General features: G+C 41.8%; 12 protein-coding genes and 1 riboswitch. All 12 genes read left to right on the top strand.

The window, feature by feature from the left end; translation table 11 throughout:
- The first annotated feature begins 12 nt into the window (after positions 1-12).
- Positions 13-127: riboswitch (SAM riboswitch) on the top strand.
- Between the two features lie 436 nt (positions 128-563).
- The 12 genes from IQ13_RS17560 (at position 564) to IQ13_RS17505 (ending at position 16,935) form a co-directional block, all read left to right on the top strand.
- Positions 564-1,886 (top strand): O-acetylhomoserine aminocarboxypropyltransferase/cysteine synthase family protein, encoded by a 1,323-nt coding sequence (locus IQ13_RS17560; RefSeq protein ID WP_144887936.1) that lies wholly within the window; start codon positions 564-566, stop codon positions 1,884-1,886.
- A gap of 186 nt (positions 1,887-2,072) precedes the next feature.
- A complete protein-coding gene (locus tag IQ13_RS17555; protein ID WP_144887935.1) occupies positions 2,073-3,125 on the top strand; it encodes a homoserine O-acetyltransferase family protein in 1,053 nt (350 codons plus the stop codon).
- A 1-nt stretch (position 3,126) separates the two neighbouring features.
- Positions 3,127-4,389 (top strand): homoserine dehydrogenase, encoded by a 1,263-nt coding sequence (locus IQ13_RS17550; protein ID WP_144887934.1) that lies wholly within the window; start codon positions 3,127-3,129, stop codon positions 4,387-4,389.
- Positions 4,390-4,391: 2 nt separating this feature from the next.
- Positions 4,392-5,126, top strand: coding sequence for a phosphoadenylyl-sulfate reductase (locus tag IQ13_RS17545; protein ID WP_144887933.1), 735 nt, complete (start codon positions 4,392-4,394; stop codon positions 5,124-5,126).
- Positions 5,127-5,229: 103 nt separating this feature from the next.
- Positions 5,230-6,138 (top strand): sulfate adenylyltransferase subunit CysD, encoded by a 909-nt coding sequence (gene cysD / locus IQ13_RS17540; protein WP_144887932.1) that lies wholly within the window; start codon positions 5,230-5,232, stop codon positions 6,136-6,138.
- Positions 6,139-6,227: 89 nt separating this feature from the next.
- A complete protein-coding gene (locus IQ13_RS17535; RefSeq protein ID WP_144887931.1) occupies positions 6,228-7,469 on the top strand; it encodes a sulfate adenylyltransferase subunit 1 in 1,242 nt (413 codons plus the stop codon).
- A 68-nt stretch (positions 7,470-7,537) separates the two neighbouring features.
- Positions 7,538-8,347 (top strand): uroporphyrinogen-III C-methyltransferase, encoded by an 810-nt coding sequence (gene cobA, locus IQ13_RS17530; protein ID WP_144887930.1) that lies wholly within the window; start codon positions 7,538-7,540, stop codon positions 8,345-8,347.
- A gap of 15 nt (positions 8,348-8,362) precedes the next feature.
- Positions 8,363-10,078, top strand: coding sequence for a diflavin oxidoreductase (locus IQ13_RS17525; protein ID WP_144887929.1), 1,716 nt, complete (start codon positions 8,363-8,365; stop codon positions 10,076-10,078).
- A gap of 140 nt (positions 10,079-10,218) precedes the next feature.
- The gene (cysI, locus tag IQ13_RS17520) at positions 10,219-11,883 is read left to right on the top strand and encodes an assimilatory sulfite reductase (NADPH) hemoprotein subunit (RefSeq protein ID WP_144887928.1); all 1,665 of its coding nucleotides are present in this window, start codon (positions 10,219-10,221) and stop codon (positions 11,881-11,883) included.
- Positions 11,884-11,901: 18 nt separating this feature from the next.
- A complete protein-coding gene (locus tag IQ13_RS17515) occupies positions 11,902-12,573 on the top strand; it encodes a DUF2490 domain-containing protein (protein WP_158637431.1) in 672 nt (223 codons plus the stop codon).
- Positions 12,560-14,047, top strand: coding sequence for a TSUP family transporter (locus IQ13_RS17510; protein ID WP_144887926.1), 1,488 nt, complete (start codon positions 12,560-12,562; stop codon positions 14,045-14,047). Before IQ13_RS17515 ends, IQ13_RS17510 begins: the two co-directional genes overlap by 14 nt.
- A 305-nt stretch (positions 14,048-14,352) precedes the next feature.
- A complete protein-coding gene (locus IQ13_RS17505; protein WP_144887925.1) occupies positions 14,353-16,935 on the top strand; it encodes a TonB-dependent receptor in 2,583 nt (860 codons plus the stop codon).
- Positions 16,936-16,951: the final 16 nt, after the last annotated feature.

Genomic DNA, 16,951 nt, shown 5'->3' with positions numbered 1-16,951 from the left:
TTAAAACGGGACTACTTATCAAGAAAGGCAGAGGGTAATGGCCCGATGAAGCCTTGGCAACCTCTCTCAACGAAAGTTGACAGAACAGGTGCCAATTCCATCCGCACAAAGTGTGGGTAGATAAGTCAGATTCAAAGCTTAACAATGTTCAATTACATAATTAAAGCTCATCTGATTTTATCGGATGAGCTTTTTTGTTGCATATACAGTATGTAGCAAAAACATTCGTCGATGGTCTGCTTTCTTCGATAAGTATTAAAGCACATGATAACTGAAAGCAGATGAAACAAACAATCGTTAAGCAAATCATTGACAAAACTTTTACAAGTTCAAATTTGCAGATGCAAGAGAACCCTTCTACATTTGTAGGGTCTTTTATAAATATGTACAACAACAACTATACAAACTCTTCTTTTGCTGCATGCATGCAGTGTTGTTGTATTTGTTGTATGCCGTAAGGCATACATATCTATTTCCGACCCCTTCACGGGGAGGTACTACATCGGTTTTTCTCTTTTTCTTTTCAGTCTTTTATTTATTCAATCATTTAAAATAATTCAGCTATGAGCACTTTACGTTTTGAGACATTACAACTGCATGCAGGTCAGCAAATCGATCCAACAACAAAATCACGTGCAGTACCTATTTATCAAACAACTTCGTATGGTTTCGATAACAGCGAACATGCAGCTAATCTTTTCGGCTTAAAAGCATTTGGTAATATTTACACCCGTATTATGAACCCGACTACCGATGTGTTTGAACAACGCATTGCAGCATTGGAAGGTGGTGTGGCAGCTTTAGCAACAGCCAGCGGACAGGCTGCTCAGTTTCTTGCACTCAGCAATATTTTGCAGGCAGGCGATAATTTTATTACAACCTCTTACTTATACGGCGGTACTTACAATCAGTTTAAAGTTTCGTTTAAACGTTTAGGTATTGAAGCACGTTTTGCTGATGGTGATGATGTTGAAAGTTTTGCAAAGCTCATCGATAAAAACACCAAAGCCATCTATCTTGAAACAATCGGTAACCCCCGTTTAAATATTCCTGATTTTGAAAAGTTTGCTGCCTTGGCAAAAGAATACGATTTGCCATTAGTGGTTGATAATACATTTGGTGCAGGTGGTTATCTCTTCCGCCCGTTAGAACATGGTGCAAACATTGTTGTAGAAAGTGCAACCAAATGGATAGGCGGACATGGTACCACCATCGGCGGTGTTATCATTGATGGTGGTAATTACAACTGGGGTAATGGTAAGTTTCCGCAGTTTACCGAACCAAGTGAAGGTTACCATGGATTAAAATTCTGGGATGTGTTTGGCGAAGGTAATCCGCTCGGCTTACCCAATATCGCATTCATCATTCGTGCACGTGTAGAAGGTTTGCGTGATTGGGGTGCGTCGCAAAGTCCGTTCAACTCTTTCTTATTAATACAAGGATTAGAAACATTGTCGCTGCGTGTTGAACGCCATGTACAAAATGCACTGGAATTAGCACAATGGCTGGAGCAACATCCATCGGTTGAATATGTATTGTACCCTGGTTTAAAAAGCAATCCTTATCACGAACTGGCAAAGAAATATTTAACCAATGGTTTTGGTGGTATTCTGCAGGTGGCTATTAAAGGTGGTAAAGAAAGCGCTGCCAAATTCATCAACTCATTAAAACTGGTAAGTCACCTGGCAAATGTGGGTGATGCAAAAACATTGGCGATTCATCCGGCAAGTACAACACACGAACAGTTGAGCGAAGCTGAACAGGTAGCGGCAGGTGTTGATCCGAACCTGGTACGCATCAGTGTAGGTATTGAACACATCGATGATATTAAAGCAGATCTGGAACAGGCATTTCAACAAGTTGCAGAAAAGGAATTGGTAGGATAAAAACCCTCCCGACCTCCCTAAAGGGAGGCCACCAGCACACGCCCTCGCTTAGTTTATCAGTAAGATTAAGTTGTAAGGGTTGAATAGAGATAAAAGATGAAATGCTTAATTACAAAAGATAAAAAGTAAAATGCCGCTCGGCCTCCCTTCTCCTTCAGGAGAGGGGAACGAGGGGTAAGGTAGAAAATGTCAACAAAAGTTTTTACATACAATAAACCATTCAGGCTGGAGTCGGGCGCATTGCTCAACCAGTATCATTTAGCTTATACAACATTGGGTGAGTTGAATGCAACCAAGAGCAATGTTGTCTGGATTTTTCATGCATTAACAGCCAACAGCGATCCGAGCGAATGGTGGGATGGGTTGGTAGGCGAAGGAAAGTTATTTGATCCGGCAAACTATTTTATTGTTTGCGTAAACATGCCCGGCAGTGCATATGGCAGTATTGGTCCGTTGGATATTAATCCATTAACCAACGAACCTTACTATCACGATTTTCCCTGGTTTACTACAAGGGATATGATCCGTGCATACGATCCGTTGCGCAAAGAATTAGGTATTGAAAAAATACACATCGGCATTGGCGGAAGCATGGGCGGACAGCAATTGCTAGAATGGGCCATTGAAGAACCGCAACTGTTCGAACATATTATTCCAATTGCAACAAATGCGTATCACTCGGCATGGGGTGTAGCATTTAATGCATCGCAACGTTTGGCCATTGAAGCAGATGTTACCTGGAAAAATAAAAGTGCAGATGCCGGACAGGCTGGTTTAAAAGCAGCACGCAGTATTGCTTTGCTTTCGTATCGTCATTACGATGCGTATGGCATCAGCCAGATAGAAGAAACCAATGATGTGCTGGAAAATTTTAAAGCCGAATCGTACCAACGTTACCAAGGCGATAAACTGGTGAAACGTTACAATGCATTCAGCTATTATTTTCTTGGCAAAGGAATGGATGCGCACAATGTTGGTCGCAGCCGTGCGTCTATTGAACTGGCGTTGAAAGAAATTACGGCAAAGACATTAGTCATCGGTATCAGCAACGATTTGCTGTTTCCAATCAGTGAGCAGCAGTTCTTAGCCAACACCATCAGTGGGGCACACTTTAAAAGCATTGAGTCGTTTTATGGTCATGATGGATTCTTACTGGAGTACGATCAAATCAATAAAGCCATCAATCATTTTTTACAACAAACACAGAAAACAGATTTAAAGAAACAATTAATCAAGTAATATGTCAAGCGATAAACAGTTAGTAATCGGCCTTTTTGGTTTTGGCGTTGTGGGCGAGGGTTTATACAAAGTGTTACATCAAACAGCTTCGTTAAATGCAAAAATTAAAAAAGTTTGTATTAAAGATCCAAATAAGAAAAGGAACGCTCCGGATGAGTTATTTACAACAGACAGAGATGAGATCCTGAACGATCCGGAAATTAATGTAGTAGTAGAAGTGATCAATGAAAGTGAACCTGCTTTTTATATTGTATCAACAGCATTAAAGAACGGTAAAGAAGTGGTTAGTGCCAGCAAAAAAATGATTGCTGAGCATTTGCCTGAATTACTGAAGCTGCAAACGGAAACCGGTCTTTCATTTTTGTACGAAGCTTCATCGTGTGCTTCGATTCCTGTTATCCGTAACCTGGAAGAGTATTACGACAACGATCTGTTGCATGGTATCCGTGGTATTGTAAACGGCAGCACCAACTATATCCTTACCAAAATGTTTGAAGAGAAACTCGACTTCAAACAGGCGTTGTTACAGGCGCAGGCTTTAGGTTTTGCTGAAGCAGATCCTACTTTGGATGTAGATGGATGGGATGCCGTAAATAAATGGGTGATCCTGTTATTACACGCATACGGTGTTGTATCGCATCCTGATGATATTTTGTTTACAGGAATTCAGAACATACAGGGGTCAGATGCTACGGTGGGCCGTGAAAAGAACCTGGAAATCCGTTTGGTTGGCCAGGCGAAGAAATTACAGAATGGTAAAGTGGCTGCATTTGTGTTGCCACAGTTTGTAAAGCACGACGATCATTTAAGTTTTGTAAAGAACGAATACAACGGCGCTGTTGTCGAAAGTTCATTTGCCGATAAACAATTCTTCTACGGTAAAGGTGCAGGTTCGTTCCCCACAGCATCTGCTGTGTTGAGTGATATTTCAGCTTTGCGTTATGATTATAAATATGAGTATAAGAAACTCTATTACCATCAGCCAAACGAACTCACAAACGATTATTACCTGAAAGTGTACTTAAGTTTTGATGACTGGAATTTTATTCCAAAAGAAAAACTGGAGTGGATCGAAGAATGGCATGCAGAAAGCGACCGCAAATATCTGGTGGGTGTGGTACATGCAAACGAACTGAAGCAAAACAACTGGTGGCGTGAAAACGGAACCTCTTTAATTTTGAGTCCGGAGCCTATCATTGAAGATGTAGAGATCCGTAAACTGAAAAAAAAGAGTCTTGAACTGGCTGGTTTAAATATTAACTAATCATGAGTTTACAACAACAAATAACCGAACTGGAAAGCGAACTGCAGGGTAAAAGCCCTGCAGCAGCTCTTCAAATACTCAGCGAGCGTTTTAAAGGCAGCATTGTTTTCTCCACCAGCTTTGGTTTGGAAGATCAGGCGATCAGCCGTCTCATCTTCAGTCAGCAATTACCGATTGATGTGTTTACGTTGGACACCGGACGTATGTTCACCGAAACATACAGCACCTGGCGCTCAACGTTGGAAACATACAATCAACCTATTCATGCATACTATCCCAACGCAGAAGCCTTGCAGCGGTATGTTACGGAGAAAGGTCCCAACGCATTTTACGAATCAACCGATAATCGTAAGCAATGTTGCGGCATCCGAAAAGTAGAGCCATTGAAGCGTGCATTAAAAGGCCGTCAGGTCTGGATCACCGGGTTGCGTGCTGAACAAAGCCCCGACCGCCAGCAAACTGCACAGCTGGAGTGGGACGAAAGCAATCAGATCATCAAGTTTCATCCGATTCTTCACTGGACATGGGAAGAACTCAATCAGTTCATCCGTGAAAACCATGTTCCCTATAATTCGTTGCACGATAAAGGGTTTGTAAGCATTGGTTGCGCCCCCTGTACAAGAGCTATCCGTCCCGGCGAAGATTTCCGTGCCGGCCGCTGGTGGTGGGAGGATAAAAGCAACAAAGAATGCGGGTTGCATGTGCATACAGATGTAAGCCAATCGTCAAATTCCTGAGCTACGCAAATGTTTGCGTAAGAATAAACAAGTGTTAGGCGCTTTGCGTCTTATATTTGCAGTTATATAACCCTACCTGTAAAGTAGGATAATAAACAGATTCATGAGTCAGTATCATTTAAATTATTTAGAGCAACTGGAGGCGGAGAGTATTTACATTTTCCGTGAGGTGGCAGCGCAGTTTGAAAAACCGGCCCTTTTATTCAGCGGAGGAAAAGATTCGATTGTAATGGTGCACCTGGCACGAAAAGCATTTGCACCGGGTAAAATTCCTTTTCCGTTGGTACATGTAGATACAGGACATAATTTTCCTGAAGCGTTGCAGTTTCGTGACTGGCTTGCAAACGAAGTAGGTGCTACATTGGTGGTGCGTAAAGTAGAAGATACCATTAAACAACGCAGCTTAACTGAGCCGAAAGGAAAGTTCCCCAGCCGTAACTGGTTGCAAACATATACACTGCTCGATACCATTGAAGAGTTTGCATTTGATGCATGTATTGGTGGGGCCCGCAGAGATGAGGAAAAAGCACGTGCAAAAGAACGCATCTTTTCGGTGCGTGATGAGTTTGGACAATGGAACCCCAAGCTGCAACGTCCCGAGTTATGGAATATTTACAACGGCCGTATTCACAAAGGTGAAAACGTTCGTGTATTCCCTATCAGCAACTGGACTGAATTAGATATCTGGAATTATATCCGTAAAGAAAAGATCGATCTGCCTTCTATTTATTTCGCACACGATCGTGAAGTAATTGAACACGAAGGTCAGCTGGTGGCCATGAGCGAATATGTGCAGCCATCTGCTGATGATAAAATTATTACCAAACGAGTTCGTTACCGTACGGTTGGCGATATGACCTGTACTGCGGCTGTAGAATCCAATGCCTCCAATTTAGATGAAGTAATTGAAGAGATCATTGCAACACGCATCAGCGAACGTGGGGAAACACGTATTGATGATAAGGTTACCGAAGCAGCAATGGAAGACCGGAAGAAGAACGGATATTTCTAAGAGTAATAGGTGATAAGTAATAAGTCATAAGACGATTACGATTGCCGCAACTCTTCACTTAAAACTTATAACATACAACTTATAACTTAATGGATTTACTTCGTTTTATTACAGCAGGCAGTGTAGATGATGGCAAGAGCACATTGATTGGTCGTTTGCTGTACGACAGCAAAAATATTCTCATCGATCAGCTGGAAGCCTTGGAGAAATCAACCAAGAACAGAGCCGATGGTTCTGTTGATCTGGCATTGCTGACTGATGGGTTGCGTGCAGAGCGTGAGCAAGGTATTACCATTGATGTGGCGTACCGTTATTTCTCAACACCCAAACGCAAGTTCATCATTGCTGATGCGCCCGGTCATGTGCAGTATACCCGTAACATGATTACCGGTGCAAGCAATGCCAACCTCATTATTATTTTAGTTGATGCACGGCAAGGCGTGGTGGAACAAACACGTCGCCATTCCATTATTGCTTCATTGCTTAAGATTAAGCATGTAGTGGTTGCTGTAAATAAAATGGATCTGGTGGAATATTCGCAGGATGTGTACAATAACATCCTCATCGATTATGCAGAAGTAGCGAAGCAATTAGGGTTGAATAATGTAACCTATATCCCGATCAGTGCATTAAACGGCGATAACATTGTAGATAAATCGGAAACAATTACGTGGTACGAAGGTAAACCATTGCTGGAGTTTTTAGAAGCGGTGGAAATTGATAACGATATCAACTTAACAGATGCACGTTTTCAGGTACAGCTGGTCATTCGTCCGCAAACAGAAGAGTTGCACGACTATCGTGGTTATGCAGGTACTGTAACAAGTGGTACGTATAAAGTAGGCGATAAAGTAATCGTGTTGCCTGCCGGTATTGAAACAACCATCAGCACATTAGAGGCAGGTGGTAAACAGGTGGATGAAGTATTTGCACCACAGAGTGTAACCATTCAACTGGCCGATGATATCGACATTAGCCGTGGCGATTCAATTGTGAAATCGGATAACCAACCGCAGGTGAGCAATGAGCTGGATGTACTCCTTTGCTGGATGGACGATAAGCCGTTGATCCCCGGTAATAAATACTACCTGCAGCATGGCAGCCGTTTGGTTCGTTCTGTGGTAAAGCACGTGGAGTATAAACTGGATGTAAACAGTTTGCAGCAACAACCTGTTGAGGGTAATGTGAAATTGAACGAAGTGGTGAAAGCAGTGATCAAAACCGCTTCTCCTGTTGTATTCGACTCGTACGATAAATTGAGCGAGAATGGTAGTGCTGTATTAATTGACGAAACAAGTAACAGCACTGTAGCTGCTGTTTTAATTAAATAAAAAAACCGAAAGGTTTTTTTTATGCAAACAAACCCTACTCGCAGAGTAGGATAATAAAGAAGCATAACATGTCAAACGAACTGAATCAAATAACCGGTAAAGTAGTTATTGCAGGGGCTGGTCCCGGCGATGTGGAGCTGATTACGGTAAAACTGCAGAAGCGTTTAGCCGAAGCAGATGTGATCATTGTTGATCGGTTGGTGAACCCTGAGATCACCGATTTGTACGCCCGTCCTGATGCATTAGTGCTGATGACAGGAAAACAAGGCTATCATGATGGTTCGGTTGCACAGACAGATATTAATAAACTGCTTGTTGGTCATGCACAAAACGGTAAAACCGTTTTGCGTTTAAAAGGTGGTGATGTTGCTTTCTTTAGTAATGTGCTGGATGAATTACAAAGTCTGCACGAAGCAGGTATTTCATTCGAAATTATTCCGGGTATTACAGCTGCATCAGGTGCATCGGCTTATGCAGGTATTCCGCTTACTGCAAGAGGTTATGCAAAAGCAGTACAATTCATCACTTTCAATCCCTGCAGTTTTTACAACAGAGATCAATGGAAAGCATGGGCATCATCATCTGATACGTTGGTGTTTTATATGGCGGCTCGTAACCTCGAAGGTTTGGCTGAATTGTTTCTGCGTTACACGAAGAAACCACATACAGCATTGGCAGTGATAGAACAGGCTACAACTGAACACCAGCGTGTGCATGTTTCAACACTTACCAATGTGAAGAATGATTTTGCCGGCGTAAAATTCAGTTCACCTTCATTGGTAATTATTGGTGATGTGGTGGAACTGCACGAACAGTTCAACTGGTATGTTGCAAACAAAGCCGGTTCTGTATTTAATGAATTAGTGACGGTTAAATAAAAGAAATTTCAGAAAATGATTGGCGAAGCAAGATTAAACCAACTGCATGCTTTTTTAAAAGACTATTCAACCGAAGAATTGATTTGGGTGAATGGTTATTTGAGTGGACTTGTTGCAAAAGAAAAGCCCAATGGAAATGGCGTAACTTCTACTGCAGCACACGCAGCTGTTACAGCAAAGAAATTAACCTTATTGTTTGGTACAGAAACCGGCAACTCTAAAAAGCTGGCAACAAACTTAGCCGCTGTTGCAAAGAAAAAAGGCTTGCAGGTAAAACTTGCCGATGTAAGTCAGTATCGTATTACCGATCTGTCCAAAGAAGAATATCTTTTTGTGGTCATCAGTACACAGGGCGAAGGTGAACCGCCGATCCCGGCTAAAAAGTTTTACGATTACCTACACGAAAATGAACTCAAACTCCCCAACCTGAAGTACAGTGTGTTGGCATTGGGCGATTCATCGTACCCGATGTTTTGCAAAACAGGCGAAGATGTGGATGCTCGTTTGAAAGCATTTGGTGCAACAGAAGTAGTACCGATTCAGAAGTGCGATGTGGATTACGAAGATGATGCCGCTGTATGGTTTGAAAAAGTAATACAGGTAATTGAGCAGAAAGCAACTGCAGCTCCTGTTGAAACAGCTGCACCTCTTGCAAAGAAGCCTACAGGTAAAAAGCATTATCACGGCACAGTATTGACCAACGTCAACCTTAATGATCGTGGATCGAACAAAGCAACCTTTCATATAGAAATTGGTACAGACGAACCGATTGCCTACGAACCCGGCGACACCATTGGTATTGTTCCGGGTAACCGAGCCGAGGTAGTTGATCGTATTATATCAATTACGGGTATTGCAGCAGATAAAATAATTGTGACAGCAAAAGCAGAAGGAACAGTAAGGGAACTGCTGTTACACAATCTTAATATCTGTTACCTGTTATCATCAACTGTAAAGAAATATGCAACTATTACACAGCAGGAAATTCCTGATACAAGGATGGATCTGGTTGATCTGTTGCGTATTTATCCGGTTAAAGATGCCGCACAGTTTGAAGATGTAGTAAAAATATTAATGCCGATTGCTCCACGCTTGTATTCGGTATCTTCTTCACCTGCAGCACATGGTGAAAATGAAATTCATATTACCGTAGCGAAAGATGCATTTCTGTCGCAGGATGAACAACGTTTTGGTTTGTGCAGTGCTTTCCTGGGCGATTTGCCCGTGGGTGCGCCACTTACATTTTATGTGCATAAGGATAAAAACTTTAAGCTTCCTGCTGCCGACAAAGATGTAATCATGATCGGGCCGGGTACAGGTGTAGCACCGTTCCGTTCATTTATTTCCGAACGTGATGCAACCGGTGCAAGTGGCCGTAACTGGTTCTTCTTTGGTGAACAGCATTTTGTAACCGACTTTTTGTACCAGACCGAAATGCAGAATTTTGTGCAAACAGGTGTGTTAACACATATTGATCTTGCTTTTTCAAGAGATCAGCAGGAAAAGATTTACGTGCAGCATCGTATGCAGCAGAAAGCAGCAGAACTGTTCAGTTGGATTGATGGTGGAGCTTCCATTTATGTAAGCGGTAAAAAAGATCCGATGAGTAAAGATGTGGAAGCAACGCTGCTCAACATCATAGCAACCGAGGGAAAGAAAACAGCAGATGAAGCAAAAGCCTATCTCGAACAACTGAAGAAAGAAGGCCGTTACGAGAAGGATGTGTATTAAAGAGTTGATGGTTCATAGATCATAGTGAATAGTAAAGAGACCGGAAGTTAGTATAGTCAGATAGCCCGATAGAATAATGAAAGTTCGGAGTGTTTCTTCCCGTCTTACGGACTTGCCGACTTTCGGACAAACAAAATATAATGAGCGAAAAAAATAATTTATCTCCTGTAGAACGTATTAAAACAGCGAGTGAAGGTTTAAGAGGAACGTTGAAAGAAAGCCTGCAGGATGGCTTAACCGGTGCGTTGTATGAAGATGATCAATCGTTGATCAAGTTTCATGGTATGTACCAACAGGATGATCGTGACCGCAGGGAAGAACGCTCTGCAAAAAAGTTAGAATGGTTGTATTCGTACATGATCCGTTTGCGTTTGCCCGGTGGTTTTTTAACACCCGAGCAATGGGTTGCCTTGCATAATGTTGCAGGCGAACATTCAACAGGTACCATCAAGATCACAACTCGCCAGACAGTTCAGCTGCATGGTATTTTAAAATCGCATATTAAACCAACTATTTCTTCTTTTAATCTTGCCGGTCTTGATTCGATTGCTGCCTGTGGTGATGTGAACCGGAATGTAACCTGCAGTGCACATCCGTTCGAATCGGAAATTCATGAGGAAGTATTTGCGTTTGCAGATAAGATCAGTGTAATGGCTTTGCCCAAAACGAGATCGTATTACGAAGTGTGGCTCGACCAGGAAAAGCTGGTAGAGAAAACAGAAGAAGATCCTTTATACCAGGAGCGTTACCTGCCACGTAAATTTAAAATTGGTATTGCTATTCCGCCAAACAATGATGTAGATGTATTAACCAATGATGTGGGTTTAATTGCAGTGATCGAAAACAACAAACTTATTGGTTTCAATATTGCAGCAGGCGGTGGTTTAAGTTCAACACATGGTAACCCAAACACCTATGCACGTTTGGCAACCGTGTTGGGTTTTGTTACGGTTGAGCAAACATTGAAAGCTGTTTACGAAGTCATCACCATACAGCGTGACTATGGTAACAGAAGCGATCGTAAACTGGCACGCTTGAAATACACCATCGATCGTTTAACTGTTGAAGGGTTAAAAGAAGAACTGGAAAAGCGTTGCGGTTTTAAACTCGGCGCAATCAAACCATACACATTCACTTCACGTAAAGATCATTATGGCTGGAAACAAAATCACCAGGGCAAATGGTATTTCACACTGTTTGTAGAAAATGGTCGTGTGCTGGATGATGAGCAGGTAGCCATGAAAACGGCATTGCTTGAAATTGCAAAAACAGGAAAAGCAAATTTCCGTTTTACCGGTAACCAGAATGTAATTATTGCTGATGTCCTGGAATCAGATAAGCCTGCCATTGATACATTACTGCAACAGTTTAAACTCGATGCACATACCGAGAATGCAGGTGTATTGCGTAAGAATGCGATTGCATGTGTGGCATTTAATACTTGTCCGCTTGCATTAGCCGAAGCACAGCGTTATTTGCCCACATTGATTGATAAGATCGAGCCATTGCTTGCAAAGCATGGATTGGAAAAGGATGAAATCATTCTGCGTATGACGGGTTGCCCCAATGGTTGCGGCCGTTCAAGCGCATCGGAGATTGGATTTATCGGTACTGCTTACGGTCATTATAATTTGCATATTGGTGGCGATCGGGAAGGTGAACGGTTGAATACCAAATTCAAAGAAAGCCTGAACGAAGAACAGATTTTGATTACACTCGATGAATTGTTTGCGGTGTACAAAGCCGAGCGCAATGAACATGAAACCTTCGGCGATTTTTCTTACCGTAAATGGATCTTGAATTAAGCAGTGAAGTATTGGTTATTGATAGCAGCATTCTTCGTAAGTGTAAATCTGTTTGCACAGGATCCGCCGGCAGAAATGTGGGTGGGTGTTGCAGTACCGGTTCATTTTGGTAAAAACGATCACTGGCAATGGCATAACGATGCGGGCTATCGAACCAATGGCGTAAGTGTATTGCCACACCAGGCTTTGTATCGTACCGGCATCCGTCATTTTTTTAATCAGCATTGGAATGCGGCTGCAGGCGGTGCCTTATTTTTCACTCGGGTGAGTTACAAGAAAGAGGACAATGAATTTGGACAGGAAAACAGGCTGTGGCAGGAAGTGGTCCATCAAACTGATCAACAGAAAACATGGAGGGTCCAGAGTCGTTTTCGTTTGGAGCAACGTTTTTTTGAGGCGACTGAAGTTCGGGCAGCATTTTATGCTACCCGTTTTCGTTATCGTAGTGCCCTGGTGTATGCTCCAACCGGAAAGCTGCAGGTACAGCTGGCAGATGAATACATGCAACAACTGAGCAATAGCAAAATGAAGTTTAATCAAAACCGCATTATTGGGTCTTTGGTTTGCGCTATGAAAAAGCAAACACAACTGCAGTTTTCCTACATTTGGCAGTATCGTTCTGCTAGCTCATCGCAAAACATTGTAGCAATCATTTTTCAAAAAAGCATAGGAATTAATGGAAACAACTAATCCGGTTACAACAAAAAATAACTTATATCCTGTTTTCTTAAAACTGGAAGAGTTGCGTGTGTTACTGGTAGGTGCCGGTAATGTGGGTTTGGAAAAACTGCATTCGTTGCTTGCTAATTCGCCCAATGCTGCAGTAACCATTGTTGCGCCGGTTGTTAAAGAAGAAGTACGGCGGTTGGTGTGGAAGCATCCCTCTTGCGAAATTGTACAAAAAGCATTTGAAGAAACTGATCTGGAACAGAAAGACCTTGTTATACTTGCTACAGATGATCGTAAACTTCATGAAGAGGTAAGAGTGCTGGCAAAAGCCAAAGGATTATTGGTGAATGTGGCCGATACACCTGATCTCTGCGATTTTTACCTGGGTAGTATTGTGCAGAAGGGAAATTTAAAAGTAGCAATTTCAACAAACGGTAAATCGCCTACTGCGGCCAAGCGCATTAAAGAAGTATTGCACGATGCATTGCCCGATGAGTTGGATGAAGTGATTGAAAATCTGCACAAGGTTCGCAATAAGCTCAATGGAAATTTTGAATACAAAGTAAAAAAGCTCAACTCCATTACAAAAGTATTGGTGGAGAACGATCGTATTGGTACAGAGAAGAAATGGAAAAAAGTTGCAACCTATTCGTTGCTTGCTTTTGCATTTATGCTGGTGGGTCATTTCATTTTTTCATACATCCCTTTCCGGCAAATTGCTACGGATACTGCAGCATGGTATCAAACACTCGATAAAAATTTTCATTGGTTAATGTTGGCAGGTTTTCTTGCACAGCTTGTTGATGGAGCTTTAGGAATGGGTTATGGTGTAACCAGTGCAACCGTTTTGTTGTCGGCAGGTGTTAGTCCGGCAGCTATCAGCGGGGCTGTACATACAGCTGAAGTGTTTTCAAGTGCAGCTTCTGGTTACAGTCACTACAAATTTGGAAACGTAAATAAAAAGCTGTTCAAAGCATTGGTGATACCCGGTGTTATTGGTGCTATACTTGGTGCTGTATTGTTAACCTGGCTGGGTAATAAAGATGCTATCTGGTTACGTGCATTACTTGCTTGTTACACATTATTTCTTGGGGTGAAGTTTTTAATCAATGCATTTCGTGAGCAACGGCAGCAAAAGAAATTCAAACACTACAGTGCGCTCGCAGGTGCCGGTGGTTTTTTAGATTCGTTCGGCGGAGGCGGCTGGGGACCCTTGGTTACCACCACGCTTATAAACAAAGGCCGTAGCCCCAAGTATGTAATTGGTTCGGTAAGCTTAACGGAGTTTTTTGTAACACTGGCAAGTGCATTTACATTTTTTACCTTATTAGGTGTTACACATTGGCAGGTAATCGTTGCTTTAATGCTGGGTGGCTTTGTTGCAGCACCAATAGCAGCAAAGTTGGCTGGTAAAATGCCAAAGAAAACGGCCTTTTTCTGTTTGGGAATTTTAGTGATTATCTGGAGTCTGCGCATTCTTGTAAAAGTGTTTTAAGTAATCGGTACTCTTAATTAAAGGGCGGAAAAACGAACTCGTTTTTCCGCCCTTTTTCTTTTAATGCAATACATTAATGGAAAATAAAAGTCTATTAATTTGGTAGGGATATAATACTCTACTAAATTTGTAGGGTAAATGAAACAAATTACTCCCTTTAATGCTCACCTGGTCATGCGGTTTACATCGGCTACCCGATGTTGTGCCTTTGCCTGTTAACCATTGTTCCATATAGCATTACTTAACAGCTGCACCGGCTTACACCGTGTGGCACGAACTACTTATTGTTTAAACTAATTGAAAAAATGAGAAAGAGTTTACTTTTTGTATTGTTGCTCACTGTTGCAACACTCACCGTCCGAAGTCAAAGTGTTTTAAAAGGCGTTATTAAAGATGGAAAAGGAATAGCTGTGGAATCGGCTACGATTAAAATAGTTGGTTCAACCGTTTTTACCGTGGCGGATGGTAAAGGGCAATTTACAATTCCTGCACCGAAGCAATTACCGTTTACCTTACAAATAACTTCTGCCGGCTACTCACCAAGTGAAGTGGTAATAGCAGAATTAAAAGACAGTGTATTGAATATTCTGTTGATTGAAAATAGTCAGTTATCGGAAGTAGTGATTACTTCACGACGCAGAATTGAAACTGCACAGAATGTGCCTATTGCTATTTCTGTAATTGGTGGTTCGCAGGTTGACAATGCCGGCGCTTTTAATGTAAACCGTTTAAAGGAACTTATACCAAGCGTACAGCTGTATACATCCAATCCTCGTAATACAGGTATTAATATCCGTGGGTTAGGTTCTCCGTTCGGTCTTACAAATGATGGTCTTGACCCAGGCGTAGGTTTTTATGTTGACGGCGTGTATTATGCACGACCTGCTGCAGCTACACTTGATTTTATTGACATTGAACAGATAGAAGTATTACGTGGCCCGCAAGGAACATTGTTTGGAAAGAATACAACTTCCGGTGCATTCAACATTACTACACGCAAACCCAGTTTTAATCCTGGTGCAAATTTTGAAGTGAGTTATGGTAACTATGGTTACATACAGGCGAAGAGTTCAATAACGGGTGCTCTTACCAAAAAAATTGCAGGACGTCTTTCGTTTTCCGGTACACAACGTAATGGATTAATTGAAAATGTACGTACAGGAAAATACACCAACGATATTAATAACCTTGGCTTCCGTGGTCAGTTATTGTTCAAGCCATCAACCAATACATCCATGATACTTGCTGCAGATTTATCCCGTCAACGTCCGGATGGTTATGCACAAGTAGTAGCAGGTGTGGTACAAACCAAACGCCCCGGTTACCGTCAGTTCGATTCAATCATCAAAGCCTTAAATTATCAGTTGCCAAGCCGTAATGCATTTGATCGTAAAATTGATCATGATGTTCCCTGGAATTCCGGTAATGATTTAGGAGGTGTTTCGTTAAATATCGAACGTAAAATAGGTCCCGGAACGCTTACTTCAACAACCGCATGGCGCTATTGGAATTGGGATCCTTCAAACGACAGAGACTTTACAGGGTTACAGGCTTTGGCAAAATCGCAAAATCCGGCGAAGCATCAAAACTGGTCGCAGGAAGTTCGTTATGCCGGCCAAATCTCTTCACGTCTGAGTGGTGTTATTGGTTTGTTCTATATCGATCAGGAAGTGAAGATTAACGGTACAGAAGAATCCGGTTCGGCACAATGGCGTTTTTCGCAAAGCTCCACAAGTGCGCTCTGGCAAACACCCGGTTTATTTGAAGGATTTGGAATTAATACAAAGGCTTCGATAAAATCGAAAAGTGCGGCTGTATTCACAAATATTGATTGGGAAGTTGCAGAGGGGCTTCACATTTTACCAGGCTTGCGTTATAATTACGATAAGAAAGATGTTGTTTATAACCGTGTTGCATCAGGTGGTTTAGACACGGCCACTTATAATGGTACAACCGCTCAGAAAACAACGTTGCAAGGATTTAAAAATGGTGTTTACACCAGCCAGTCGTATGTAGCCAATGCGGAAGAAAATAATCTTACTTATCAACTTACAATTTCTTACAGGGCCAACAAGTTTATTAATGCATTTGCAACTTACTCAACCAGCTTTAAGCCGGTGGGTGTAAACGTAGCCGGTTTACCAACTGTAAATGGTGCGGCTGCTACCAACCTTGCGGTGATTAAGCCGGAAGATGTAAAGCATATAGAGTTGGGTGTTAAAACCAACCCTGCTGAAAATTTTATTTTCAACCTGATTTTCCATAATACGAATATTAAAAATTATCAAACGAATGTACAGTCTGCAGAGTTAGGTGTTAACCGTGGTTATATTGCTAATGCAGAGGAAGTGAATGTAAAGGGTTTTGAAGCAGATGCAAACTATAAAGTAAACAGTCATTTCTTATTCTATGGTGCGATAACGTATACTGATGCGAAGTATGTAAAGTTTACGAATGCACCTCTTCCACTTGAAGAAACAGGATTAACTGAAAATGGTGTGCAAAAAGCGTTTAAAGATATTTCCGGTGGTGTACTGCCCGGTATTTCAAAGTGGTCGGGTTCATTGGGTGGAGAGTTTACAAATCCAACTACATTTTTAGATAAGCCTGCAAAATTCTTTATTGCATTGGAAAGTTTTTATCGCTCATCGTTTTCATCGAGCCCGTCTCCATCGGCTTACCTCAATATTGATGGATATACGTTGGTGAACGGTCGGGTTGGTTTCCGTGCAACAAACAATGGCTTCTCTGCTTTTGTCTGGGGTAGAAATATTTTTAATAAAAACTACTATGAGCAACTGTTGCCGGCAGGTGGTAATGCAGGTCATTACGCTGCTGTACTTGGCGATCAGGTGACATACGGCATTACATTACGTTACTCATTTTAAAAAGTTCAGTTTTTCC

Origin of the sequence: Lacibacter cauensis (genome assembly GCF_007830055.1) — a bacterium.
In the GTDB taxonomy this organism is placed as follows: Bacteria; Bacteroidota; Bacteroidia; order Chitinophagales; family Chitinophagaceae; genus Lacibacter; species Lacibacter cauensis.
This window is presented reverse-complemented; position numbering and strand designations above follow the sequence as displayed.

Bases quoted from the DNA above. Each gene is read 5' to 3' on its own strand.
- IQ13_RS17560 (WP_144887936.1), top strand. From the start codon at position 564: ATGAGCACTTTACGTTTTGAGACATTACAACTGCATGCAGGTCAGCAA.
- IQ13_RS17555 (WP_144887935.1), top strand. From the start codon at position 2,073: ATGTCAACAAAAGTTTTTACATACAATAAACCATTCAGGCTGGAGTCG.
- IQ13_RS17550 (WP_144887934.1), top strand. From the start codon at position 3,127: ATGTCAAGCGATAAACAGTTAGTAATCGGCCTTTTTGGTTTTGGCGTT.
- IQ13_RS17545 (WP_144887933.1), top strand. From the start codon at position 4,392: ATGAGTTTACAACAACAAATAACCGAACTGGAAAGCGAACTGCAGGGT.
- cysD (WP_144887932.1), top strand. From the start codon at position 5,230: ATGAGTCAGTATCATTTAAATTATTTAGAGCAACTGGAGGCGGAGAGT.
- IQ13_RS17535 (WP_144887931.1), top strand. From the start codon at position 6,228: ATGGATTTACTTCGTTTTATTACAGCAGGCAGTGTAGATGATGGCAAG.
- cobA (WP_144887930.1), top strand. From the start codon at position 7,538: ATGTCAAACGAACTGAATCAAATAACCGGTAAAGTAGTTATTGCAGGG.
- IQ13_RS17525 (WP_144887929.1), top strand. From the start codon at position 8,363: ATGATTGGCGAAGCAAGATTAAACCAACTGCATGCTTTTTTAAAAGAC.
- cysI (WP_144887928.1), top strand. From the start codon at position 10,219: ATGAGCGAAAAAAATAATTTATCTCCTGTAGAACGTATTAAAACAGCG.
- IQ13_RS17510 (WP_144887926.1), top strand. From the start codon at position 12,560: ATGGAAACAACTAATCCGGTTACAACAAAAAATAACTTATATCCTGTT.
- IQ13_RS17505 (WP_144887925.1), top strand. From the start codon at position 14,353: ATGAGAAAGAGTTTACTTTTTGTATTGTTGCTCACTGTTGCAACACTC.